A 22132-nucleotide genomic window follows, 5' to 3' on the forward strand; every position below is an offset into this window, starting at 1 on the left:
ACGTTATAAAGTATCGGCTATCCGCTTCCGCCTGATGATGTCAACCGCCGCAGCGCTTGCGCCCGCTTCCGTCGCACCGCCCGAACAGGTCCGTTCGGGCGGCCGTATCCGTTCCATCGACGCCCTGCGCGGCCTGGTCATCCTGCTGATGCTGGTGGACCATGCGCGGGAGTTCTTCTTCATCCACGCCCAGGTCTCGGACCCGATGAACCTGGAGACGACGTCTCCGGCCCTGTTCTTCACCCGGCTGTCGGCCCATCTGTGCGCACCGGTGTTCATCGCCCTGACGGGACTGGGCGCCTGGCTGTACGGCAACGGCCGAGGGGGAGGGGCGGTCGGCGCGCGGGCGGCGTCCGACTTCCTGCTGAAACGCGGCCTGTTTCTGGTGCTGCTGGAGCTGACGCTGGTCGGCTTCGGCTGGAGCTTCTCCTTCACGCCCCAGATCATCTATCTTCAGGTCATCTGGGCCATCGGCCTGTCGATGATCGCCCTGGCCGCCCTGGTGCATCTGCCGCGTCCGGTCCTGATCGCTGTGGGGCTGGTCATCGTCCTGGGCCACAATCTGCTGGATCCCATCACGATCGCGGCGGGCCAGCCGGGTCATGTCCTGTGGGCGGTGCTGCACGACCGCACCCTGATCGACCTGCCCTGGGGCGGTCAGGTGCGGACCTCCTATCCCCTGCTGCCCTGGATCGGGGTGGCGGCCCTGGGGTACGGGATCGGACCGTGGTTCGTCGGGGATGCGTCGCAGCGTTTGCGGCGGCTGGTCCTGACCGGCTTGACCGCCCTGACGCTGCTGATCGTGCTCCGGGGCCTCAATGTCTACGGCGACCCGACGCCCTGGGCCGTCCAGGCCACGCCGCTGCACACCGTCATGAGCGTGCTGAACCTGACCAAATATCCGCCGTCGGCCGATTTCATCCTGCTGACGCTGGGCCTCGGCGCCCTGTTTCTCGCAGGCCTGGAACAGGCGCCGTCCCGATTGACGGGCGTTCTGGCCGTGTTCGGCGGGGCGCCGCTGTTCTTCTATCTGATCCACATCTACGGGCTGCACCTGGTCTATCTGTCGGCCCTGGCCCTGTTCGGCGCCAATCAGGGCGACGGCTTCGGCGTGCCGAACGTCGCCTGGCTGTGGCTGTTGGCCGCCGGGGTCGCCGTCCCCTGCTGGTACGCCTGCCGCTGGTTCGCCGGCGTCAAACGGCGCAGCCCGCACGCCTGGATGAAATACCTGTGACCTCACCCTATGCCGTAATGCTCCGCCAGCGCCTGTAGCGCCTGTTTCAGCAGGGTCTTGCCCTGGCGGCGGCGCAGGCCCAGGCCGGTTTCGGCCAGTTTCAGACTGTCGCCGTGAACACAGATCCGCGTCAGCATGGGGCGCAGGCGTGGGCCGACGGCGCTCAGGGCCTCTTCGACGCGACGGCCGGCCGACAGGGCGCGGTCGCCGGGCTCGATCCGCGCGGCCGACCCGCCCCCGGCGCGGGGCAGGGCGTCCCAGCGCATGGTCAGGGACGGGCCGGCGCGGGCCTGTTCCACCTCGGTGCGCAGGCGTTCGCCGGCGGCGGCCTCGGCCGGGGTCAGCCAGGGCCGGCCGGCCGCGTCCCGGCGGCGCGCCAGCCAGGCGATGGGGCTTTCGCCCAGGTTGGCGGCGTGACGGATCATGCGGCCCTCTGCGTCGATCAGGGTGCGCTGGCCGTCGATGACGCCGGGTCGGCCCGGCGGGGCGGAGGGGCCTTCGCAGCCGGACGGGCGCGCGACCCAGCCGCCCTGGGGGCGACGGCGCAGGCCGGGCCGGTCGATCAGGGCGCGGAACTCGGGCTCGGCCAGGGTCAGGCTGACGCGGCCGCGCCGGTCGGCGCCCAGCCGCAGCGCATAGACCCCGTGTTCGGCCGACAGCCAGGCGCCGGACCGGACCAGCAGGTCGCGGGCGCGTTCGACCGCGCGGCTCATTGCGGCATCTCCCAGCGCGGCGCGTCGTACAGGCCCGCGATACAGGCCTCCAACTGTTCCAGCAGGTCGTCGATGGCGCGGCTGTCGCGTTCGTCCTCCACCCAGCGGCAGGCCGCACTGACCGTCGTGCGGTTCATGCCGAACACATGGCCGACCCGTTCCAGCGTCCAGCCGAAGGCGATGTGGGACAGATACATGGCCAGCCAGCGCGCGCGTGAACTGAGCGGGTCGAGCCGTCCGCGCGCGGCCATCCGATCGGGCAGGGCGCCGGTGCGCGCCGCCACCAGATGCACCGCCAGCCCGGCCTTGGTCCGGTCCTCCTCGCCGACCGGCGCCCTGTAATCCTCCAGCATCACTCTCTCCCATCACAAACCTGATGCGCCATCCTAGATCGACGCGGCGCCTGTGATAGGAATATGATCCTATTCGACGTCAGAAGCGGACGTGAAGCCAGAACCGCCTTGGGGTTGTGATCGGCCCGGTCGGCGACCTGGGCCTCGGAGCCGCGAATGCGGACCCGGGGCCGGCGCGGGGGGGGCGGGAGGGAAACATGGTTAATTAATTTCGAATCGTTGACTCCAGACTCTCGACGGCGATTCGCAAATCAGCTTAGGAACGACTCAATGGCTCGGCGTTAACCCTTCTTAAGGTTTTCGGGTCTTAACCTGCGAACAAGGTTACCCAACCGTGTGGCTGGGTGGTTACCGCAAAGCTTTTGCCTGGAGGGGCACGAATGCGCGTCCTGTTGATTGAAGACGATCACGCAACTGCCCAAAGCATCGAATTGATGCTCAAGTCGGAAGGCTTCAATGTCTATACGACCGATCTGGGTGAAGAAGGCATCGATCTGGGTAAGATCTATGACTACGACCTCATTCTGCTTGACCTGAACCTGCCCGACATGAGCGGTCTGGAGGTCCTGCGCCAGCTTCGCGTCGGCAAGATCAATACGCCGGTCATGATCCTGTCGGGCAGCCACGAGATCGAGACCAAGGTCAAGACCTTCGGCGGCGGCGCCGACGACTATCTGACCAAGCCCTTCCACAAGGACGAGCTGATCGCGCGCACCCACGCCGTGGTCCGTCGTTCGAAGGGTCACGCCCAGGCGATCATCCACACCGGCGAGATCGCCGTGAACCTGGACGCCAAGACGGTCGAGGTGAACGGTCACCGCGTCCACCTGACGGGCAAGGAATACCAGATGCTGGAGCTGCTCTCGCTCCGCAAGGGCACGACCCTGACCAAGGAAATGTTCCTGAACCACCTGTACGGCGGCATGGACGAGCCCGAGCTGAAGATCATCGACGTCTTCATCTGCAAGCTGCGCAAGAAGCTGGCCACCGCCGCCGACGGCAAACACTATATCGAGACCGTCTGGGGCCGCGGCTATGTGCTGCGCGACCCGGCCGAGGGCGCCAACAGCGTCGCCGCCTGAAAAGCCGCCGACACCTGATCCCGAAACGCCCGCCGGAAACGGCGGGCGTTTTGCGTCAGGGGGCGTCGAACGCCACGACCGCCTCCAGGCCGCCGTCCCCGGCGTTGGCCAGGGTCAGCCGCCCGCCCGCGCCCTCGGCCATGCGCCGGGCGATGGTCAGGCCCAGGCCCGTGCCGCCGCTGTCGCGCGACCGGGACGGGTCCAGCCGGTAGAAGGGTTCGAACAGGGCCTCCAGCCGATCCTCGGGCACGCCCGGCCCCTGGTCACGCACGATCAGCCGGGTGTTCGTTCCCTCGACCATCGCCGAGACCGTCGCGCCCCCGCCGTGGCGCACCGCATTGTCGATCAGATTGGTCAGGCAGCGGCGAAGGGCCTGGGGGCGGGTGGACAGGACGGCGCCGCACCCCTGGGCGAAGACGACCGGCTGACCGGCGTCGGCCGCGTCCTCGCACAGGGCCGACAACAGGGCGTCCAGATCGACGGGAACCACCGGCTCGGGCGCCGTCTCGATCCGCGCCAGGTCCAGCCCCTCGCGCACCAGATGCTGCATGGCCGCCAAGTCGGCGATCAACTGGGCGCGCAGGCCCTCGTCGCCGATCTTCTCGACCCTCAGCCGCATCCGGGTCAGCGGGGTCTGGAGGTCATGGGCCACCGCGGCCAGGACCCGGGTGCGCTCGGCGATCATGTCCCGCAGCCGGGTCTGCATGACGTTCAGGGCCGCCGCCGCCTGGCGCACCTCGCGCGCGCCTTCCTCGACCAGGGGCGGCTGGTCCAGGTCGCGGCCCAGGGCCAGGGCGCCGGCCGACAGCCGCGCCAGAGGGGCGGCGGCGCGGTGCGACGCCAGCCAGGCCGTGGCGATCACCGCCGCCAGACCCGCCGCCAGCAGGGCGGCGCTCTCGCGCCCCAGGCTCCAGGGGCGCGGCGCGGCCGGCAGGCTGACGGCTACGGGGGCCATGGCCGGGCCGCCGTCGGGCGTCAGGGTCAGGATGCGGCAGCGCAGCCGCTCGCCCGGATCGGCCCCGCAGACGGCGTCCGCCGCCTCATAGGCCCGCACGGTCACGCCGCTGACGCCGCGCCGGTCCAGCGCCGCCGCCACCGCCTGGGTCAGGGCCGCGTCGGGCGGTCCCAGCCTCTGGCCCCGCGCCGGGGGCAGGCCGGCGGCCACGCCCGCGGCCGGATCGTCGTCCGACTGGGCCAGGTCGCCGATCCGCTCGGCCGTGGTGAACTCGTGCGCCCGCTTCAGTCCACGATGGTGGCCGACCTGAAGCGCCAGGAAGGTGACCGCCGCCGCCGCCATCGTCCCCACCAGCAGCAGCAGGAACAGCCGCACGGTCGATCCGTCGGCGGCGCGGCCTACGCCGCGTCTCAGGCGCGCCATGTCACCGGTCCCGACAGCATATAGCCCAGGCTGCGCACCGTGCGGATCAGGGCTGGGTTGCGGGCGTCGTCGCCCAGTTTCTGACGCAGGCGGCTGACCCTCAGGTCGATGGCGCGGTCGTCGGCGTCGGCCACGGTGGACAGGGCGCGGATCCGCTCGCGCGACAGGGGCCGGCCGCCGTTGCGCACCAGGGCGTGCAACAGGTCGAAATCGGCGCTGGACAGGGGCGCCAGCCGCCCGTCGGGCGCCGTCAGGGCGCGCGCGGCGATGTCCAGCGACCACCCAGAGAAGTCCGCGTGGCGGCCCTCGATCCTGTCCCGGTCATGGCCGGCGCGGCGCAGGACCGTGCGGATGCGCGCCACCAGTTCGCGCGGCTCGAACGGCTTGGCCATATAGTCGTCGGCGCCCATCTCCAGCCCGACGATCCGGTCGATCGGATCGCCGCGCGCGGTCAGCATGATGACCGGGGTGCGCGACGTGGCGCGGATGGCGCGGCACAGGCTCAGTCCGTCTTCGTCGGGCAGGTTCAGGTCCAGCACCACCAGATCCACCGGCCCGGCCTCCAGCGCGGCCCGCATCGCCCGCCCGTCGGCGGCCTTCACCGTGCGAAACCCGTGCTGTTCCAGGTGTTCCGACAACAGATTGCGGATGTCGCGGTCGTCGTCGACGACCAGCAGGACGGGAAAGACGGCGGTCTGGGACATGGGCGTTCGGCGCAGGAAAGGACGGGGATCTGTCGTCCCGGCTCGTGGCCAAAGCGCGGCGGATACAGTCGGACACAAATCTGTTCGCCGACGACATGCGGCGACACCGAACGGACGCGAACCCGCCCGGGGGCGGCGCGAAACAGTGACTGTCCGACACGAGGCCGGACGTTCTCAACCAGAGAGACCTGAAATGAAATCCTTCCGCACCCCCGCCATCCTGGGCGCCGTCGCCACCGTCCTGCTGACCAGCGGCGCCGCCTTCGCCGGAACCGTGCCTGCCTCGACCGCATCCGCCGCGACCGCCCGCCCGGCCGCGACCTCGAGCGCCCGTCCGCAGCACCAGACCCGCAGCGCCCGTCACCACCGCGCCGAAACCCCGGCCAAGGTGAAGCCGGCCAAGCCCGGCAGGAAGTAAGACGGACGCACGCCCCCACCTCCGTCGTACAGCGCCCGTCGGCCCCAGGCCGGCGGGCGTCGCTGCGTCTAGGCCCTGAAGGCTTCCGCCAGGGCCGCCGCCATCGGATTGGGCCGGCCGAAACTGTCGAAGGGGAGCGGTTTGTCGCGGCCGTCGTCCTTGTCGCCCTGGCGATACCAGCTGTCGGTGTCGCGCAGGCCCCAGACGGTGAAGGCGAACCGCTGCGCTGGGGGCAGGGCGGTGAAGGCCTCGGCCAGTTCCGTGACGCGGGCGGTCTGGCGGGCCAGCCGGTCGGCCTGGGACCGCAGATCCAGCGGGTTTTCCGTGCGCAGGGTGCAGTCCAGCTCGGACACATGGATGGGCAGGCCGAACTGGGCGATCTCGCGCATATAGGCGGCGATGACGCCGTCGGGGATGTCGATCCACAGGTGGGACTGAAGCCCCAGACCCTGAAGCGGACAGCCGGCCTTCAGTAGGCGTTCGACCAGTTTCAGGAACTGGGCGCCCTTGGCCGGGACGGATTCCTGGTTGTATTCGTTCAGGAACAGCACCGCCTTCGGATCCGCGATCCGCGCCTGTTCGAACGCCCGCAATATATAGCCATCGTGGCCGTAGCGGGCGCTCCAGTGGCAGTCGCGCAGGGCCGAACCGTCGTCCAGGATCGGCTCATTGACCACGTCCCAGCTGCGGACCTTGCCGCGATACCGGCCGGCCAGGGCGGCGATATAGCCGTCGAAGGCGCGGTCGAAGGCGGCGCCGGACAGGCCCGCGAACGCTTCCTTGCCCTGCGAGTACCAGATCAGGGTGTGGCCGTGCAGGGCCATGCCGTTCGCCTGGGCGAAGGCGGCGATCGCGTCCGAGCGGTCGAAGTTCGGCCGGTCCAGGCCGTCGGCCAGGACATATTCCATCTTCATCTCCCACTCGGGCGTGAGCTGGGAGACATTGGCGCGGGCCAGGGCGACCCAGTCGGGGTCGTCGATCTGCATCGCCTTGATCGCCGCGCTGAAGGGGCAGGGGGCGACGGATTTCAGCGGGGGGACGGCAGGCGGGGTCGGTTCGGCCGAGGTGCTGTCGCAGGCGGCCAGGGGCGCAGCCAGAGGAAGCGCGAGGCCCGAGGCGAGGACGGTGCGGCGGGAGATCACGGGGTTTCTCCCTCCCCTTCATGGGGAGGGACGGCGAAGCGAAGCGGAGCCCGGGTGGGGTGGTCAGGACCTGGCTCACGCCCGTTCGGGCCCCACCCCGATCGCTGCGCGATCGCCCCTCCCCATGAAGGGGAGGGAGAATTTGTGATGTCGTCAGACCGCACGTTTCCGCAGGCCCAGCTCGTCGAAGGCGGCGGTTTCGCGCTTGGCGACGGCGAGGAGCTTGTTCAGGCGGGTGGTTTCGGCGACGTGTTCGAACTTCTTCAGCTCTTCGAAGGCGCCGGTCAGGGCGTCGCGGGCCCCGGCCTCCTCGGCTTCGACCACGGTCAGGTCGCCCTCGGCGGCGGCCTTGCGGGCCTTCCAGCCGTTCAGATAGGCGGCCAGCATCATGCCGGCGTCGGCGTCCGCGCGGGCGCGCTCGCGTTCGATCTCGACCTCGGCGTCCAGAACGGCCAGGCGCATCTCGGCGGTGGCGCGGCGGGACGTGATCTCGGCCAGGCGTTTTTGAAGGGTCTCGACTTCGTAGTTGGAGATGCGGATCAGGGATTGGGCCCAAGCGGTCATTTCGTCACTCTCTGATCATGCCTTGGTTCAGGATGTGCTCGAGCCGGGTAAAGGAATCGGTAAGACGCGTGGCGTCGTCCTTGTCCTGGCTCAAAAAATCTTCCAGCGCGGGGTTCAGCGCGATGGCGCGGTCCACGATGGGGTCGGCCCCGGTGCGATAGGCGCCGATCTTGATCAGCTCCTCCATGTTCGCATAGGCCGACAGGGCCTGGCGGGCGCGCTTGTTCAGTTCGCGCTCGGGCGGGGTCTGGCAGGCGGGCATGGTCCGGCTGACGGATTTCAGCACGTCGATGGCGGGGAAGCGGCCGCGCTCGGCGATCTTGCGGTCCATCACGATATGGCCGTCGAGGATACCGCGCACGGCGTCGGCGATGGGCTCGTCATGGTCGCCGCCGTCCACCAGGACGGTGAACAGGGCGGTGATGGGGGCCGCCGTGGTGCCGTCGGGCCGCACCGGACCCGGCCCCGCCCGCTCCAGCAGCTTGGGCAGTTCGGTGAAGACGGTGGGGGTGTAGCCCTTGGTCGTCGGCGGTTCGCCCGCCGCCAGGCCGATCTCGCGCTGGGCCATGGCGAAACGGGTGACGCTGTCCATCAGGCACAGGACCTCCAGGTCCTGGTCGCGCAGATATTCGGCGATGGCCATGGTCATATAGGCCGACTGGCGGCGTTTCAGCGCCGGCTCGTCCGAGGTGGCGACCACGACGACGGCGCGTCTCAGCCCCTCTTCGCCCAGGGTCTCCTCCACGAACTCGCGCACCTCGCGGCCCCGTTCGCCGATCAGGCCGACCACGACGGCGTCGCAGGTGGCCTGTTTGGCCAGCATGGACAGCAGCACCGACTTGCCCACGCCCGAGCCGGCGAAGATGCCCAGGCGCTGGCCCCGGCAGGTGGTGGTGAAGACGTCCATGGCCCGCACCCCCAGGTCCAGCCGCTCGCCCACCCGGCCGCGCGAATGGGCCGGGGGCGGGGGGGCGCGCAGCGGATAGGGGACCGGCCCCTGAGGCAGGGGGCCCTTGCCGTCGATGGGATTGCCGAAGGCGTCGATGATCCGGCCCAGCCAGGCCGTGGTCGGGCGCACGCTGGCGGCCTGGTCGATGATGCGGATCTCGGCGCCGGGCGCCACCCCCTCGACAGGGCCGAACGGCATCAGCAGAGCCTTGGCGTCGCGGAACCCCACCACCTCGGCCGGCAGGGCCGTCTGCCCGCGCCGGCTGATCTCGGCCCGCGCCCCGACCGCCAGACGCGACAGGCCGCCGCGCGACTCGATCAGCAGGCCCGAGACGCCCGCGACCTTGCCGGTGACGACCAGCGGATCGATCGCTTCGACGGCGGCGACGAGAGTGTGCAAAACGGACCCCAGGAACAGGTGTTAACCAGATGGGCCATCGTGGTTAACGGCGTGTTTACAGAGGCCGAAGACAGAGCCGCTTCGCGCCGGGGGGCTCGAAATTCGCCTACCCCTGGATGGGGGTGTAGCGACAGGTGAAGGGCGGGTCCTGCATCAGGGGGGCCGGGGTCAGGTGAATGTAGAGTCGTTCGGCCGCTGCGAGGTCGTCCAGCGCGAAGGCCTGTTCCGCCTCAAACATCTCGTCCCTGTGGGGCGCATCCCAGCCCCTGGCCCGTTTGATCGCGCGGGTCTTGGCCTGGGCCAGGGTGTCGGCGACGACGAAGACATTGCGGTGCTTCTCCGCGAACTTGATCCCGTCATAGCCGCCCAGATTGACGTAATAGAGCCGCGCCTCGCCTGGAAAGGGCGTGGGCTGCAAACTGACCTCATAGCCGTCGGCCTGGCTGATTTCGGACCAGCAGTCGATATGGAGGCTGCCGGGCCGGCCCCACCACTGCGCCCGTAGGGCGTCGTAGGTTTCCTCAATGGACGGAGCGACCACGAACCGCATGTCGTGGACCTCGATTTTGGCGCCGGGATGCTCGCCGCCGATGTAGATCGCAAACAATTTCATCAGGCCGTCGCTTCCGTGAGGGCGCCGAACGCACCAATTCCAGCCCCGGTCTTCTCGGTCTCCCCGATCCCCGCAATGATCCCGGCCAGGGTCGCCCCGACGTGCTGTCCGATGTGATGCGAACTGGTGACGCCCTGCACAAACGGGTGACGGCCCATGATGAAGGGCAGGCTGAGACAGAACAGGCGGTCGACAGGCCCCGAATCCGCGACGGGATGGAAATGCGCGTCGATGCGGATTCCCCGTGTCACTTGCGAGCCGTCGTCGGCGACCTGGTCCTGAACCACCCCCTGTTCCAGCAAGGTCAGGAAGGGGAACTGGAGGCCGGACAGGGCGCGTTGGCCGGTGGCTTCGATGAAGACCGGGAAATGTCGCCGCTCGCCGTCGCCCCGCTTCAGAACCGCGCCGCCCTCGGACGGGCGGGTGTCGATCTGGTGATCGTCGCCCAGAGCCAGGACCTCCAGCCGACCCGCGCGGTGAAGCGCCAGCATGCGCTCGATCGATTCATGCGGCACCGAACTGTAATTATCGACGAAAACCGGCTTCAGGTGGGTGTTGAACCGCGTGAAGGCGACGCCGCTCAGATGCGGGGCGATGGCGGCCATCACCTCGTGCATGCGCAGAATGGCGTCGCGCCAGGCCACGGTGATGCGGTTCGCGTGGTTGAGCCGCGCCTCCTCCAGGTTCGCCTCGGCCCACTTGAAGGGATCGACGGCGGTTCGGCGCTGGAAGTACCGGTCGGCGAAGGTTTCCAGATCCGCGTCGGGCAGGCCGATATCCCTGGCGTATGTGGGGTCCGCGAGCATCAGCTCGCGCTTGAACAGATCGAAGGCCCGATCCAGCAGTCCTTCGTCGGCCTGGGCCGTCAGGGCGCCGACCGCCTGGGGCGTCAGGATCGACAGCGGCGCATGCGGCAGGGGGAAGAAGAAGTCGGCTTCGGGCAGCAGTCCCTTTCGGGACATCATGGTGACGCCGAAACCCTCGGCGCCGGCCTTGAGGGTATAGACGAGGCGGTCTTCGCGACGTTCGAACCGTCCGTGGGCGGCGGCGACTGCAATTGCGGCGTCGATGGCGGTCAGGGACGAGCCGCGGATACCGACCGACACAGGACCGATCCGCGACAGGCCGGCGGCAGGCCAGGGACTGGTGAAATAGCCCGGTCGCGCCTCTTGGCGGCTGGGCCACTGATGACCCGTGGCGAGGACGGCGTAGTCGAACACCTGATCCTGGGCGGGCGACTGGGGCACGGCGACCGTCAGGCGGATTCCCGCTTCCAGGATCGCCGCGTCGATGACGCGGGCGCCCGTCAGGATCTCGACCTCGGCGCCCCTCTCCCGCAGGCCCTGGGCCAGGACGGCGAACTGGTCGCGGAAATAGGCGCCCAGGGCCACGCGCGGGACAAAGGTCCGCTCATCGGCCGTGTCGGGGTCCAGGCCGAGGGCGTCGCACTCGAGCCGGGGTAAACGACGCAGCCAGGACAGCAGGGTTTCACCGACGGGAGGGATTTCGATGCTGGCGATGTTCGACAGCATGGCGGCGTCGTTCCAGCCGGGACGATAGGGGCTGCCGAACCCGGCCGTCGCCGCCTCTTCGAAGACGGTTATCTCCAGTCCCGGCCGGGCCGCGGGCAACAGCGCCGCCAGGGTGTAGAGGGTGGTCGGACCGGCGCCGACGAACGCAATCGATAACGTCATTCGACCCAAATGCGCTTGCCGGAATATGGCGCCGCGCTCGTCGTGTTTTATTTCAAACCGGCGGACCCAGGAGCCGGATTTGTTTGAGTAAACCTCAGGCCGGTTCGAGACGAACCCGCTCCTCCCGCGTCGTCGCGATGGCCCCGACCGAGGCGACGACGATGGCCGCGATGGCGAGCCACTGCTGGCCGGTCAGGTGTTCGTGCAGCACGATCAGACCCGCCAGGGCGCCGACCGCCGGCTCGGCGCTGAGCACCACGCCGAAGGTGCGTTTGGGTATGCCGCGCAGGGCCACCATCTCCAGCGAATAGGGCAGGGCGCTGGAGAAGATCGCCACCGCCACGCCGGCCAGGATGATGGCCGGGTTCAGCAGGGCCGCGCCGGCATGGGCCACGCCGAAAGGCACGACGACCAGGGCCGCAACGCTCATGCCCAGGGCCACGGACTGGCCCGCATGGATATGCGACAGCCGCTTGCCGAACACGATGTAGAGGGCCCAGCACAGGCCGGCGAAGGCGGCCAGGGCCATGCCGACCGGATCCAGCGCACCCGTTCCGGCCTTCAGCGGCAGCAGCAGGCCCAGGCCCAGGACCGCAAAGCCGACGCAGACGAAATGGATCGGCTTTCTCGAATGGATCAGGGCCAGGCTCAGCGGCCCCATGAACTCGATGGCGATGGCCAGGCCCAGCGGAATGGTCCGCAGCGACATATAGAAGCTGAGGTTCATCGCCCCCAGCACGACGCCGTACAGCGCGATGGCCCCCAGATCCGCGCGGCTCAGCCGGAATCGCCAGGGGCGGAACACCGCCACCAGCAGAACCGCTGAAATCCCGACGCGATAGGCCGATGTCCCCTGCGCCCCGATGAGCGGGAACAGGGTCTTGGCGAAGGAGGTGCCGCCCGCCAGCGTCACCATGCCCGCGAACAGCGCCAGATAGGGGATCAGGCGCATCGCCAGCGGCGAGGTCAGGTGCTGTTTCAGGGCCACGGAGGTCATGGCCTGAAGCTATTGCAATTCAGCTTGCGCTTCCCGGCGATTTTCGGCTTTCATGCGCCGGATTTCGTCATGAAAGGCCATAAAATGACGAATTTCGTCACCCTTGACGATTTCGACCATAGGCTGTTGGCGCGCGTCCGGCGCAACAATCTTGAGCCGGCGCGGGTGACGGCCGAGGCGGTGGGCCTGTCGGAATCCGCCGTGCTGCGCCGCCTGCGTCGGCTGCGGGCCGAGGGCGTCATCGTCGCCGACGTCGCCGTGATTGATCCCGCTCGCGTCGAGCCGCGCATCGTCCTCCATGTCCAGGTCGAGATGAACACCCAGGACCGCAAGGTGATGGAGGCCTTCCAGCACGCCATGAGGGCCAGTCCCGAGGTCCAGGGCGCCTGGGACGTGACGGGCGAAACCGACTATCTGCTGACCGTCGCCGTGCGCTCGATGCAGGATTACGAAGCCTTCGGCATCCGCGAACTGATCCCCGAAAAGGGCGTGCGCGGCTTCAAGAGCATGATCGTGATCCGCGAGGTCGTCGGCTTCGATCCCGCCCGCGTGGTGCTGCAACCCTAGAGGTTCAGAACAGCGGCGTGATCACCCGCAGCGACACCACCACCACGTCATCGACGTCCTTCAGGCCGCCGGGATCGCGGATCAGCTGGATGTCGGGCTGGATCGTGAAACGGCCGATGCGGTCGGCGTAGGTCAGCTCCAGACCCTCTTCGTAGCGGGCGGGGTCGGCGGGCGTGTCGGTCAGGTTGGCGCGGGCCTTGTCGGACAGCCAGCCCTGGTGAAGGCCGAAGGACAGCTGGCTGTCGGGGCGGGCGGCGAAGACCTGGCGCACCAGGACGCCGGCCTGCCAGCCGCCCTTGAAGTCGGTGGTGTCGCCGTCGGACACGCCCAGGCGGGCGAAGGCGTCGACCTGGGGGCCGTCGGGGGCGGCGGCGCCCCAGACCTGACCCTCGGCCAGGACGTAGGCGCCCTGGGCGATGCTGTGGGCGGGGTCGCCGTCGGGGGTCAGGTCGCGGATGTCGTCCTGACGCTGGTTGTAGCGCCAGACGCCGAAGGCGTAGCGGACGGGGCCGGAGGGGAGTGGGGCGTGGCTGCCGAACTCGGCGATGGCCAGGACGCCGTGGTCCAGGTCCGTGTCCACCCCGCCGTGATCGCCGAAGGTGCGGGCGTCGGCGTTGACGACGGCGGCTTGGACATAGGTTCCGTCGGTGTCGCCGACCCGTAGCCGCGCGGCCAGGGACGAGGAGGGGAAGATGGCCGGGCCGTTCGGGCCGGTCGAGGCCAGTTCGGAGCCGATGCCGAACGGCGGCGAGATCAGCAGGCCCGAGGCCTCGGTGGCGTAGAATTCGCTGTTGAGGTCGTACAGGCCGGCCAGAAGCGTCGCCGATCCGCCCAGATCCTGTTCGATCCAGGCCTCGAACAGGCGGGCGCCCTGGGCCGCCACCTCGATATTGTCGACGCCCTGCAGGGTTCCGGCCAGGGCGTTGGGCTCGCCCCCGCCGTTATAGAGGCCGGACATATGCAGTCGCGCGCCGCGCCAGCCCCAGGCCTGTTCCAGATCGCCGTCCAGTTCGACGCTCAGATTGTCCAGATACCGGCCCGCCCGTTTCGCGCCGCCTGACACCACGCCCGAGACATCGGCCGTATATTCCGCCGACAGGGTCCAGTCCGGGTCCGCCGCGCGGGCCTGATCCTGGGCCTGGTCTTGGGCCTGGGCCGGGGCGGCGCCCATTGCGGCGCCCATTGCGGCGCAGGCAGCGGCGACCGCCGCGACGAGGGGTTTGAAAACCGAGGGCTTAGCGTTCTGCATGGCCATACGTCCGTTCTGTTCAAAGAGCGGCGTAATCCCGGCGGAATGAAAATCGTCCTTAAGCGACCACGAGGAAACGACGTAGGCGGCCGAAAATCTTGCATTAACCAGAATTCGTGTACCGCGGTTCGAAGGAATGTCAGGTTGGCGGGAGCGGTCATGATCTGGACGATAGGCAAGAAGGTCACGGCCACGGGGATCATCGTCCTGCTGCTTTCCGTGGGCACGGCGGGCGTCGGTCTGGTGATGAACGCCAAGCTGGCCGGGGCGCTGGAGCGGGCGTCGGTGTCGTCGAGCGTGCTGCGCAACCACATGCAGGCCGACATGATGCATGACGCCCTGCGCTCCGATGTGTTCGGCGCCATGCTGGCCAAGGATCCCGCCAACGGCGTCGATATTGATGCGGTGACGGCCGATCTGGCCGAGCACCGCGAAATCTTCGAACAGGCCATTGCGGAAAACAACGCCCTGGCGACGGACCCGGAGATCCAGGCGGCCCTGAAGGCGGTCGAGGCGCCGCTTCAGGCCTATATCGCGGCGGCGGCCCGTATGGTCGAACTCGCCGCCAACGATCCGGTCGCGGCCCAGGGCGGCATGACCGACTTCCTGACCCAGTTCACGGCCCTGGAGACCGCCATGAGCGCGGCGGCCGACAGGATCGAAGCCGCGGCCGAGAAGAACCGCGCCGCCGCCGAGGCTGAGGCCAGGACCGGACAGATGGTGATGATGGCCGCCGTGCTCGCCAGCCTGCTGATCAGCATCAGCCTGATCCTGGCGGGGTCGCGCGGCCTGGTGGCGCCGATCCGCCGCCTGACCGGGGGCCTGCGCGCCATGGCCCAGGGCCAGACCGAGGTGAAGCTGGGCGAGGCCCGCCGCAAGGACGAGATCGGGGACATCGCCCGCGCCGTCGTCGACATCCAGGCCCTGATCGTCGCCCGCGCCGAGGCCGAGGCGGCCGAGGCCGGCCGGCGCCGGGCGAAGGAGGAAGAGGACCGCGCGGTCGGCGACCAGTCGCGCGAGGCCGCCGCCCGTGAGCAGGCGATCGTCGTCACCGGACTGACCCGCGGGCTGGACTCCCTGGCCCAGGCCGACCTGACGGTGCGCATCACCGACGCCTTCCCGCCCGCCTACGAACAGCTGCGGACTAATTTCAACGCCGCCGTCGAGGGGTTGCAGGAGGCCATCGGCACCATCGCCGCCAATACGGGCGCGATCAACGCCGGCGCCGCCGAGATCGCCAAGGCCGCCGACGACCTGTCGCGCCGCACCGAACAACAGGCGGCCAGTCTGGAAGAGACCGCCGCCGCCCTGGACGAGGTCACAGCGACCGTCAAAGCCACCGCTGCTGGGGCGATCCAGGCCGCCGGCGCGGTCCAGGCGGCGCGCGACGACGCCGACAAGAGCGGCGCGGTGGTGCGCGACGCCGTCGCCGCCATGGGAGAGATCGAACGCTCGTCGGCCCAGATCAACCAGATCATCGGCGTCATCGACGAGATCGCCTTCCAGACCAATCTGCTGGCCCTGAACGCCGGGGTCGAGGCGGCGCGGGCGGGCGAAAGCGGCCGGGGCTTCGCCGTGGTGGCGTCGGAAGTGCGGGCTCTGGCCGAACGTTCGGCCGAGGCGGCCAAGGAGATCAAGGGTTTGATCACCCAATCGACCGTGCAGGTCGGGTCGGGCGTGAAACTGGTGACCGAAACCGGTCAGGCGCTGGACCGGATCGTGGCCCATGTCGCCCAGATCGAAGGCCTGGTGACTGAGATCTCCTCGTCCGCCGCCGAACAGGCGACAGGGCTGCAGCAGGTCAATACGGCGGTCAATCAGATGGACCAGATGACGCAGCAGAATGCGGCCATGGTCGAACAGTCCACCGCCGCCAGCCACTCCCTGTCCCAGGAGGCCGATGGTCTGGCCGCCGCCGTGTCCCGTTTCCGTGTCGGCGCGCGCCCCGCCGCCTCAGCCCCCGCTCCGGCTCCGGCCCGGCCCGCCGCCTCTCCCGCCCGCACCGTGGCCGCCCTGAAGACCGTCGGCCGCGGCGGCGCGGCCCTGGCGCCTGCGTCGGAGCCCGACGCGGACGGGTGGGAGTCCTTCTAGAGACTTCCTCCCGGGCCCGCCGTCGGCGACAGGGTCTGACTGAAGAAGCGGATGATTTCGCGGTTGAAGCCGACCTGTTCGCCCTCCTGACGACCGACCCCGCGTGGACGGCTTCACCGGTCTCACTGCGGAGAGCTTGGTCGAAGTAGCGCAGGCGATAGCGCTTACGATAGAATCTGGCTCAAGGAGACGGCAGAACGACGAAAGGCCCGCCCTCCCAAGAGAGCGGGCCGCGAGGTCAGGATTTAATCTCGGCCTCAAGTTCCATACAGCGAGTGTATTCGAAGTATGCGGCATTTTCGCAACCTATAGTGGTCGCTATATCATCCGAGCCGCATTGCGCCAAAGCTGCGCCGAGTGCGAACGAACAGGAGAGAGGGCTGGCGTTAGCGACCGGAACGCCGATCAACATTGAACCTGCGAAGGTGGCAGCGACGATGAGCTTCTTGATCATGTAGTCCTCCAAGCGGGAGATGATCCCCCGTTCACATGACGGCATTCATGCTAGTTTGGCGCAACCTTAAATAATCGTAAACACACTTCAAAATTGCGTGAACGGCGACTAGGTCCTGGACGAACGCTACTCCCGATAGAGGAGCCCTTGGGTTCGACGCTCACGACCCCGTCGTTGGGTTGGACGAATATCCAGCAAGTCGTCCGACCGCCTCCTTATGATCGTCCCCGGTCTTGGCGCTTTCGCCGCCGGTGTTTCATTCGTCGGCATCGTCGTCCTGTTCGGCATCGCGATGTTCGGGGTTTTCTTCGGCTAGGCCGGTCGTAAGCGGCGCCGGATCTGAAGACGGGCGACAGAAATCATCGCGCTCGCCCCCTTGCGGATCGATCTCGCCGCCTGTCTGTTACGGACCCTGAACGACCCGACCTTACCGGAGCCCCCATGTCCGACTTCAGCTACGACGCGTCCCGCCATCTGAAGAAGGGGCGGGGCAAGGTCTATGACTCGATCATCGACACCATCGGCGACACCCCCCTGGTGCGGCTGCCGCGCCTGTCGGCCGAATACGGGGCCAAGGCCACCGTGCTGGCCAAGCTGGAGTTCTTCAACCCCATCGCCTCGGTCAAGGACCGGATCGGGGTGGCCATGGTCGAGGCGCTGGAGGATGCGGGCAGGATCAAGGCCGACACGGTGCTGATCGAACCGACCAGCGGCAACACCGGCATCGCCCTGGCCTTCGTCGCCGCCGCCAAGGGTCTGAAACTGATCCTGTGCATGCCCGAGAGCATGTCGATCGAGCGGCGCAAGATGCTGGCCCTGCTGGGCGCCCAGCTGGAGCTGACCCCGGCCGAGAAGGGGATGAAGGGCGCCATCGCCCGCGCCCAGGAACTGCTGGAGACCACCCCCAATGCGGTGATCCCGTCGCAGTTCGAGAACCTGGCCAATCCCGCCATTCACCGCGCGACCACAGCCGAGGAGATCTGGAACGACACCGACGGCGTCGTGGACATGGTGGTGGCCGGGGTCGGCACCGGCGGCACCATCTCGGGCGTCGGTCAGGCGCTGAAGGCCCGCAAGGCCTCGATCCGGATGATCGCGGTCGAGCCCGAGGCTTCGCCGGTCCTGTCGGGCGGCGCGCCCGGCCCGCACAAGATCCAGGGCATAGGCGCGGGCTTCACCCCCGCCATCTATGACGCCTCGGTCGTGGACGGGATCGAACAGGTGTCGAACGACGAGAGTTTCGACATGGCCCGCAAGGCGGCCCGCGTCGAGGGAATCCCGGTCGGCATCAGCTCGGGCGCGGCCCTGACGGCGGCCTTCCGCCTGGCCGCCCGCGACGAGAATGCGGGCAAGACCATCGTGGTCATCATCCCGTCCTTCGCCGAACGCTATCTGTCGACGGCGCTTTTCGAGGGCCTGTAAAGCCGAGCGTCGCTGATACGTCGGGTTAACTCTGAGACCCTAGTCTTGGCGCCATGACCCAGGCGTCGGCCCTGAATGACGAAGAGGCGGCTCCGCCGTCGCTGAAGGCGCGCCATGCGTTGCTGAAGCGGCTGGCCGACGTCGTCTCCCTACCGGCCAGCCGGATCAACGCTTTCGAACGGGCCGTGACCGGCGACCTGCTGGTCGAGATGCTGCGGCTGGGATCGACGGAGGAGCGTCGGCGCGTGGCGGCGCGGCTGGCGCCCCTGGCCGAACTGCCCAGCAGCGTCGCGCGGCTGCTGCTGCGCGACGAGCCCGAGGTCGCCCGTCTGCTGATCGAACAGTGCGCGTCCCTGAGCGACGCGGATCTGGTCGGGTGTGCGCGGGACGCGGGACCCGAGCATCGGCTGATCATGGCCGAGCGTCGCGGTCTGTCCGAGATCGTCACCGAAACCCTGTTCGGCTTCGGCGAGATGGAGGTGATGGAGGCGGTGCTGCGCAACCCCACCGCCCGCCTGTCCCAGGTCGGGGTCGAGGCCGTGGTCGGCCTCAGCCGGACGCATCCGAAACTGTCCGGCCTGCTGCTGAAACGGCCCGAGCTGAGACCGGCCGGCGCCTATGTGATGTTCTGGTGGTGCGGCCCGGACGACCGGCGCACCATCCTGCAGCGGTTCGCCGTGTCGCGCGAGGTGATGCAGGAGGTGTCCGAGGACGTCTTCGCCATGGCCGCGGCCGAGGGCTGGTCGGACCCCGTCGCGCGCAAGGCCCTGCAGTTCATCGAGCGACGCCAGCGCAACCGCGCGGCCATCGACAAGAGCCCCTTTGACGGGCTGGAACACGCCCTGTCGGTGGCGGCGCAAGACGGCCTGTCGCGCGAGACGGCGTCGGAGATCGCCTTCCTGGCGGGCGTCAAACCCTTGACCGGCGCAAAGATCCTGGGGGATCCGGGCGGCGAACCCCTGGCGATCCTGTGCAAGGCGACGGGTCTGTCGCGTGCGGACCTGCTGAATCTGTGGCGCTCGATGCGTCGGCCGGAGACGACGGCCGACGGCGGCCTGCATCCTGACCTTGAACGTGTGCAGATCACGTATGAAATGTTGGCCGTGGATCGGGCGCAGACCGTATTGCGTTACTGGAACTGGTCTCTGTCATCGGCCCTGACACCCAGTCTCCTGCGTGCGATTCGGGAGGGCGAGGATGAGGTGATCGATGAATATTCGGCGCCGGAACGTGCAGCCATGATGGTCCTGACCGAAGACTTGAAACGCTAGGTCAGCATGACCACAAGTGTGGTTATATAGAGCCTTGTCGTTCGCATAACGCCCGGATTGCTTTTGCAGTCAAACAACCCTAAGAGCCGGAAGGGTAGGTTCGGCTGGCGTTTCAGTCGAAGCAAATAGATTATGAAAGAGACGCCGCGAATGGACGAGAAGCCCGAACTGCTGGAAATGACCGCTGACATCGTGTCGGCCTATGTCGGCAACAACACGGTGACGGCGGAAGCCCTGCCGGCGCTGATCGCCAATATTCACGCCGCTCTGTCGGGCGTCTCCAACGGTCCCGTGGAGGTTCCGCCGGAACCCAAGGAACCGGCCGTGCCGATCCGCAAGTCGATCAACGCCGACTTCCTGATCTGTCTGGAGGACGGTCGCAAGTTCAAGTCGCTGAAGCGCCACCTGCGCACCAAGTACGACATGAGCCCCGAAGATTACCGCGCCAAATGGGGTCTGCCGAAAGACTATCCCATGGTCGCCCCGAACTACGCCAAGGCCCGTTCGGAACTGGCCAAGCAGATGGGCCTGGGCCAGGGCGGCCGCAAGCCGGCCCGCGTCGCCCGCGCCAAGAAGTAAGCCCGGTCCTTACCGGTGGAAAGCGCCCGCCTCCGCAAGGAGGCGGGCGTTTTTGTTTGATCTCCCTCCCCCTGCGGGGGAGGGGGGGCGTAGCGGAGCGAAGCCGGGTGGGCCGGGCCGGGCGACGCGAGGCAGATCGATTCAGACTGGGACGGGTGGGGCCTGCATTAAGACGCGCGCGCTTTTGCCTGGCCGCCCCCGCCCCGTCGCTGGCGCGACGCCCTCCCCCGCAGGGGGAGGGAGAAATCGTGCGTTTTAGGCCGCCTGGGCGACGCGGCGCATGCGCCAGAAGCGCAGGGTGCGCTGGGCGGCGTCGCGGGTCAGTTCGCCGTACATCCGGCCATAGGCGGCGGCCCGGCCCATCGGATTGGAATCCCCGCCCAGAAGCGACACGGCGTAGGTCAGGAAGATCGCCCGATCGATGTCGGCCGCCTTGCAGATGATCGACAGGGCGTCCAGGTCGCGCCGGTCCACAATGTTGCGGGCGGTGTGGAAATCGACGTCCGAAAGGCGCGACAGGGCGACCAGGAAGGCCGTGCGGCCCTTGGAGCGCAGGAAGCGGATCAGCACCTGCGGGGTCAGCTGGTTGGCGGCGTGCAACTCGTCGACATAGGCCAGGCTTTCGGCGTAGTCGGCCGGCAGGGCGCCGTCGTCGGTGGCGACACGGGTGCGCCCGGCGGCCAGGGCGGCCTCCAGCAGGTCCGGGTCCATCTGGGCGTTCTGTTCCAGGATCTGGTGACGCAGCCGGGCCTCGACGACGAAATACATGTCGTTCAGCAGGTCGGCGGGCAGGCTCTTGCGCTCGACCGCCGGGGCGTGGAGGTCGGGGTTGTTCTTGGCGCGCTCGACCGCAGTCTCGGACGCGGCGCGCGACAGCTGGGCGCCGTCGTTGCGCAGCAGGACGCCCAGGGTGTGGTCGTCGCCGCGTTCGACGATGATCTCGGACACGGCCTCGGACACCTCGGTACGGCCGGAGACGGCGCGCATGTGGTCCTGGCCCTGGCGGCTGACCACGTCGATCAGGTCTGCGTCGGTCAGGACGGTCGAGGCGCGCAGGACCGGCCCGGCGACGTCGATCTGATCCTCGGCCAGGCGCCGGATCAGGCTGGCCGGGGCGTTGGGCGCCTCGGCGAAACGGGCGGCCAGTTCCGCGCGGACGGCCGTCTCCATCTCCTCCGACAGGGTTTCGAGGACGGAGCCGTAAAGCTCGGTCTCGGCCACGCTGTGCTCGACGCCGCCCAGGAAGTGGTCGGTCAGTTCGCGCAGCAGCAGCCGGCGCTTCTCGCTGGAGGCCTCGTTGGCCAGGGCGATCAGATCGGGCAGGCGCGAGCCCATGATGATGGCCCGTTCTTCGGCGGAGGGTTCGGTCATGGCAGGTCGTCCCCCGTGGTCTGGGGCATGGCCCGGACTGAGCCGTCGCTGTTGCGCTGCAGGGCGGGCGGACCGTCGGGTTGCGCCAGGTCGGCGGACGACGGGGTCTGGGTCATCTCCACCGGCAGGGCGTCGAGATAGATGGGCTGGACCGGGTTGATCCGGTCCGGCTGATGGCCGGCCTGACGATGGACCGAATAGAAGCGCGCGCCCTGGACCGGGGCGAGGGCCGCTTGGAGCATGGCGGGCGGCGCGGCGGAGGCGGTCTCAGCCCCGGTCTCACCCTTGGTCCCGCCCTGGGCCTGGGCCGCAGTTTCGGGCGCGGTCTGGGCGGTCGTCTGGCGCTGGAGGCGGAAGATCGGCGCGTCGCGTCGCGGGGCCATCGGATCGAAGGCGGGCTCAGGCGCGGCTTCGGCCTGGGCCTGAGTCTGGGTGTGTGGCTGGGCCTGGACCGGCGACTGTGCGGGCGCCGGGGCCTGGGCTGCGACGACGGTTTCGGCCTGAACAGGGGGCGGCGCGGCGACATAGTGCTGGGGCGTCGTCGCCATCGTCGGCACGGGCGCGATCCAGTCGCTGGCCGGCGTCAGGCCACGATGCGGCGTGGGCTTCGACGCCGGCGCCGGGGTCGGCAGACGGGCCGGCGGGATGAAGCTGACGGGCGTATCGACGGCGGCGACGACCGGGGTCGGCTGCGGGATGCGGCGCAGCGTCGGCGCAGCGCCCTGCGCCACCGGCGGCTTGCCCGGCCAGGACAGGTAGCGCAGGCCGCCTGCGCCGCTCGCCGAAGATTGAGCCATGGCGGCGCCCGACGCCGCGCAGGCGGCGATCAGGGCGGTCGACAGGATCAGGGCGTGTCGCAAGGGGCGGGTCTCGCACGAACAAAAAGAC

General features: G+C 68.7%; 22 protein-coding genes. 8 read left to right on the forward strand and 14 right to left on the reverse strand.

The window, feature by feature from the left end; all coding sequences use genetic code 11:
- Positions 1-34 precede the first annotated feature (34 nt).
- Positions 35-1234 carry an acetyltransferase domain-containing protein gene (locus tag ACW18C_RS03370; protein ID WP_492072791.1) on the forward strand — a complete coding sequence of 400 codons (1200 nt, stop codon included), beginning with the start codon at positions 35-37 and terminating at the stop codon, positions 1232-1234.
- Between the two features lie 2 nt (positions 1235-1236).
- Here the strand turns inward: ACW18C_RS03370 and ACW18C_RS03375 are convergent, their stop codons facing one another.
- Positions 1237-1947 (reverse strand): DUF6456 domain-containing protein, encoded by a 711-nt coding sequence (locus ACW18C_RS03375; RefSeq protein WP_492072792.1) that lies wholly within the window; start codon positions 1945-1947, stop codon positions 1237-1239.
- Entirely contained in the window at positions 1944-2300 is a 357-nt protein-coding gene (locus ACW18C_RS03380; RefSeq protein ID WP_183196134.1) for a chromosomal replication initiator DnaA, read from the reverse strand. The genes ACW18C_RS03375 and ACW18C_RS03380 overlap by 4 nt, the downstream gene beginning before the upstream one ends.
- Positions 2301-2680: 380 nt before the next feature.
- Here ACW18C_RS03380 and ctrA point away from each other — a divergent pair, with 380 nt between their 5' ends.
- Positions 2681-3382 (forward strand): response regulator transcription factor CtrA, encoded by a 702-nt coding sequence (ctrA, locus tag ACW18C_RS03385; RefSeq protein ID WP_008260932.1) that lies wholly within the window; start codon positions 2681-2683, stop codon positions 3380-3382.
- Positions 3383-3437: 55 nt separating this feature from the next.
- Here the strand turns inward: ctrA and ACW18C_RS03390 are convergent, their stop codons facing one another.
- A complete protein-coding gene (locus ACW18C_RS03390) occupies positions 3438-4760 on the reverse strand; it encodes a sensor histidine kinase (protein WP_492072793.1) in 1323 nt (440 codons plus the stop codon).
- The gene (locus tag ACW18C_RS03395; RefSeq protein ID WP_008262223.1) at positions 4748-5464 is read right to left on the reverse strand and encodes a response regulator; all 717 of its coding nucleotides are present in this window, start codon (positions 5462-5464) and stop codon (positions 4748-4750) included. The genes ACW18C_RS03390 and ACW18C_RS03395 overlap by 13 nt, the downstream gene beginning before the upstream one ends.
- Positions 5465-5657: 193 nt before the next feature.
- Here ACW18C_RS03395 and ACW18C_RS03400 point away from each other — a divergent pair, with 193 nt between their 5' ends.
- On the forward strand, positions 5658-5882 hold the full coding sequence (locus ACW18C_RS03400; protein ID WP_008262985.1) for a hypothetical protein: 225 nt from the start codon (positions 5658-5660) through the stop codon (positions 5880-5882).
- 68 nt (positions 5883-5950) lie between these two features.
- Here the strand turns inward: ACW18C_RS03400 and ACW18C_RS03405 are convergent, their stop codons facing one another.
- The 6 genes from ACW18C_RS03405 to ACW18C_RS03430 all read right to left on the reverse strand — a co-directional run bounded on the left by ACW18C_RS03405 (position 5951) and on the right by ACW18C_RS03430 (position 12240).
- Positions 5951-7024, reverse strand: coding sequence for an endo-1,4-beta-xylanase (locus ACW18C_RS03405; RefSeq protein ID WP_492072795.1), 1074 nt, complete (start codon positions 7022-7024; stop codon positions 5951-5953).
- Positions 7025-7177: 153 nt separating this feature from the next.
- Positions 7178-7588, reverse strand: a complete 411-nt coding sequence (locus ACW18C_RS03410) for a flagellar export protein FliJ (RefSeq protein ID WP_008262669.1) — start codon at positions 7586-7588, stop codon at positions 7178-7180.
- A gap of 4 nt (positions 7589-7592) precedes the next feature.
- Complete coding sequence (fliI, locus tag ACW18C_RS03415) at positions 7593-8936, reverse strand: flagellar protein export ATPase FliI (protein WP_372705273.1); 1344 nt, start codon at positions 8934-8936, stop codon at positions 7593-7595.
- A 106-nt stretch (positions 8937-9042) separates the two neighbouring features.
- A complete protein-coding gene (locus ACW18C_RS03420) occupies positions 9043-9549 on the reverse strand; it encodes a DUF1543 domain-containing protein (protein WP_492072797.1) in 507 nt (168 codons plus the stop codon).
- Positions 9549-11243 (reverse strand): FAD/NAD(P)-binding protein, encoded by a 1695-nt coding sequence (locus ACW18C_RS03425; protein WP_492072799.1) that lies wholly within the window; start codon positions 11241-11243, stop codon positions 9549-9551. Before ACW18C_RS03425 ends, ACW18C_RS03420 begins: the two co-directional genes overlap by 1 nt.
- Before the next feature lie 94 nt (positions 11244-11337).
- Positions 11338-12240: an EamA family transporter gene (locus ACW18C_RS03430; protein WP_492072800.1), complete on the reverse strand. Its 903-nt coding sequence runs from the start codon at positions 12238-12240 to the stop codon at positions 11338-11340.
- An 84-nt stretch (positions 12241-12324) separates the two neighbouring features.
- On the opposite strand from ACW18C_RS03430, the gene ACW18C_RS03435 reads away from it, so the two are divergent.
- The gene (locus ACW18C_RS03435) at positions 12325-12807 is read left to right on the forward strand and encodes an Lrp/AsnC family transcriptional regulator (protein ID WP_492072802.1); all 483 of its coding nucleotides are present in this window, start codon (positions 12325-12327) and stop codon (positions 12805-12807) included.
- 4 nt (positions 12808-12811) lie between these two features.
- Here ACW18C_RS03435 and ACW18C_RS03440 read toward each other — a convergent pair whose 3' ends face one another.
- The gene (locus ACW18C_RS03440) at positions 12812-14056 is read right to left on the reverse strand and encodes a carbohydrate porin (protein WP_492072803.1); all 1245 of its coding nucleotides are present in this window, start codon (positions 14054-14056) and stop codon (positions 12812-12814) included.
- Between the two features lie 159 nt (positions 14057-14215).
- Between ACW18C_RS03440 and ACW18C_RS03445 the strand changes: the two genes are divergently transcribed.
- Positions 14216-16147: a HAMP domain-containing methyl-accepting chemotaxis protein gene (locus ACW18C_RS03445; protein WP_008262143.1), complete on the forward strand. Its 1932-nt coding sequence runs from the start codon at positions 14216-14218 to the stop codon at positions 16145-16147.
- A 238-nt stretch (positions 16148-16385) separates the two neighbouring features.
- Here ACW18C_RS03445 and ACW18C_RS03450 read toward each other — a convergent pair whose 3' ends face one another.
- The gene (locus ACW18C_RS03450; protein WP_492072804.1) at positions 16386-16601 is read right to left on the reverse strand and encodes a hypothetical protein; all 216 of its coding nucleotides are present in this window, start codon (positions 16599-16601) and stop codon (positions 16386-16388) included.
- Positions 16602-17042: 441 nt separating this feature from the next.
- On the opposite strand from ACW18C_RS03450, the gene cysK reads away from it, so the two are divergent.
- From cysK to ACW18C_RS03465, 3 genes are all read left to right on the forward strand, one after another.
- Positions 17043-18023, forward strand: a complete 981-nt coding sequence (cysK, locus tag ACW18C_RS03455; protein ID WP_292150193.1) for a cysteine synthase A — start codon at positions 17043-17045, stop codon at positions 18021-18023.
- Positions 18024-18076: 53 nt separating this feature from the next.
- On the forward strand, positions 18077-19294 hold the full coding sequence (locus ACW18C_RS03460) for a DUF2336 domain-containing protein (RefSeq protein WP_035311058.1): 1218 nt from the start codon (positions 18077-18079) through the stop codon (positions 19292-19294).
- Positions 19295-19444: 150 nt separating this feature from the next.
- Positions 19445-19873, forward strand: coding sequence for a Ros/MucR family transcriptional regulator (locus tag ACW18C_RS03465; protein ID WP_008260928.1), 429 nt, complete (start codon positions 19445-19447; stop codon positions 19871-19873).
- 255 nt (positions 19874-20128) lie between these two features.
- Here ACW18C_RS03465 and ACW18C_RS03470 read toward each other — a convergent pair whose 3' ends face one another.
- Together ACW18C_RS03470 and ACW18C_RS03475 are read right to left on the reverse strand one after the other, a co-directional pair.
- Positions 20129-21244, reverse strand: coding sequence for a DUF2336 domain-containing protein (locus tag ACW18C_RS03470; protein ID WP_492072806.1), 1116 nt, complete (start codon positions 21242-21244; stop codon positions 20129-20131).
- Positions 21241-22104: a hypothetical protein gene (locus ACW18C_RS03475; RefSeq protein ID WP_492072808.1), complete on the reverse strand. Its 864-nt coding sequence runs from the start codon at positions 22102-22104 to the stop codon at positions 21241-21243. The genes ACW18C_RS03470 and ACW18C_RS03475 overlap by 4 nt, the downstream gene beginning before the upstream one ends.
- Positions 22105-22132: the final 28 nt, after the last annotated feature.

This window comes from Brevundimonas sp. FV1ye7S (assembly GCF_058680995.1).

Bases quoted from the DNA above. Each gene is read 5' to 3' on its own strand.
- ACW18C_RS03470 (WP_492072806.1), bottom strand. From the start codon at position 21,244: ATGACCGAACCCTCCGCCGAAGAACGGGCCATCATCATGGGCTCGCGC.
- ACW18C_RS03445 (WP_008262143.1), top strand. From the start codon at position 14,216: ATGATCTGGACGATAGGCAAGAAGGTCACGGCCACGGGGATCATCGTC.
- ACW18C_RS03375 (WP_492072792.1), bottom strand. From the start codon at position 1,947: ATGAGCCGCGCGGTCGAACGCGCCCGCGACCTGCTGGTCCGGTCCGGC.
- ACW18C_RS03430 (WP_492072800.1), bottom strand. From the start codon at position 12,240: ATGACCTCCGTGGCCCTGAAACAGCACCTGACCTCGCCGCTGGCGATG.
- cysK (WP_292150193.1), top strand. From the start codon at position 17,043: ATGTCCGACTTCAGCTACGACGCGTCCCGCCATCTGAAGAAGGGGCGG.
- ACW18C_RS03435 (WP_492072802.1), top strand. From the start codon at position 12,325: ATGACGAATTTCGTCACCCTTGACGATTTCGACCATAGGCTGTTGGCG.
- ACW18C_RS03465 (WP_008260928.1), top strand. From the start codon at position 19,445: ATGGACGAGAAGCCCGAACTGCTGGAAATGACCGCTGACATCGTGTCG.
- ACW18C_RS03450 (WP_492072804.1), bottom strand. From the start codon at position 16,601: ATGATCAAGAAGCTCATCGTCGCTGCCACCTTCGCAGGTTCAATGTTG.
- ACW18C_RS03370 (WP_492072791.1), top strand. From the start codon at position 35: ATGATGTCAACCGCCGCAGCGCTTGCGCCCGCTTCCGTCGCACCGCCC.
- ACW18C_RS03400 (WP_008262985.1), top strand. From the start codon at position 5,658: ATGAAATCCTTCCGCACCCCCGCCATCCTGGGCGCCGTCGCCACCGTC.
- ACW18C_RS03425 (WP_492072799.1), bottom strand. From the start codon at position 11,243: ATGACGTTATCGATTGCGTTCGTCGGCGCCGGTCCGACCACCCTCTAC.
- ctrA (WP_008260932.1), top strand. From the start codon at position 2,681: ATGCGCGTCCTGTTGATTGAAGACGATCACGCAACTGCCCAAAGCATC.
- ACW18C_RS03460 (WP_035311058.1), top strand. From the start codon at position 18,077: ATGACCCAGGCGTCGGCCCTGAATGACGAAGAGGCGGCTCCGCCGTCG.
- ACW18C_RS03395 (WP_008262223.1), bottom strand. From the start codon at position 5,464: ATGTCCCAGACCGCCGTCTTTCCCGTCCTGCTGGTCGTCGACGACGAC.
- ACW18C_RS03440 (WP_492072803.1), bottom strand. From the start codon at position 14,056: ATGCAGAACGCTAAGCCCTCGGTTTTCAAACCCCTCGTCGCGGCGGTC.
- ACW18C_RS03390 (WP_492072793.1), bottom strand. From the start codon at position 4,760: ATGGCGCGCCTGAGACGCGGCGTAGGCCGCGCCGCCGACGGATCGACC.
- ACW18C_RS03380 (WP_183196134.1), bottom strand. From the start codon at position 2,300: ATGCTGGAGGATTACAGGGCGCCGGTCGGCGAGGAGGACCGGACCAAG.
- ACW18C_RS03420 (WP_492072797.1), bottom strand. From the start codon at position 9,549: ATGAAATTGTTTGCGATCTACATCGGCGGCGAGCATCCCGGCGCCAAA.
- ACW18C_RS03410 (WP_008262669.1), bottom strand. From the start codon at position 7,588: ATGACCGCTTGGGCCCAATCCCTGATCCGCATCTCCAACTACGAAGTC.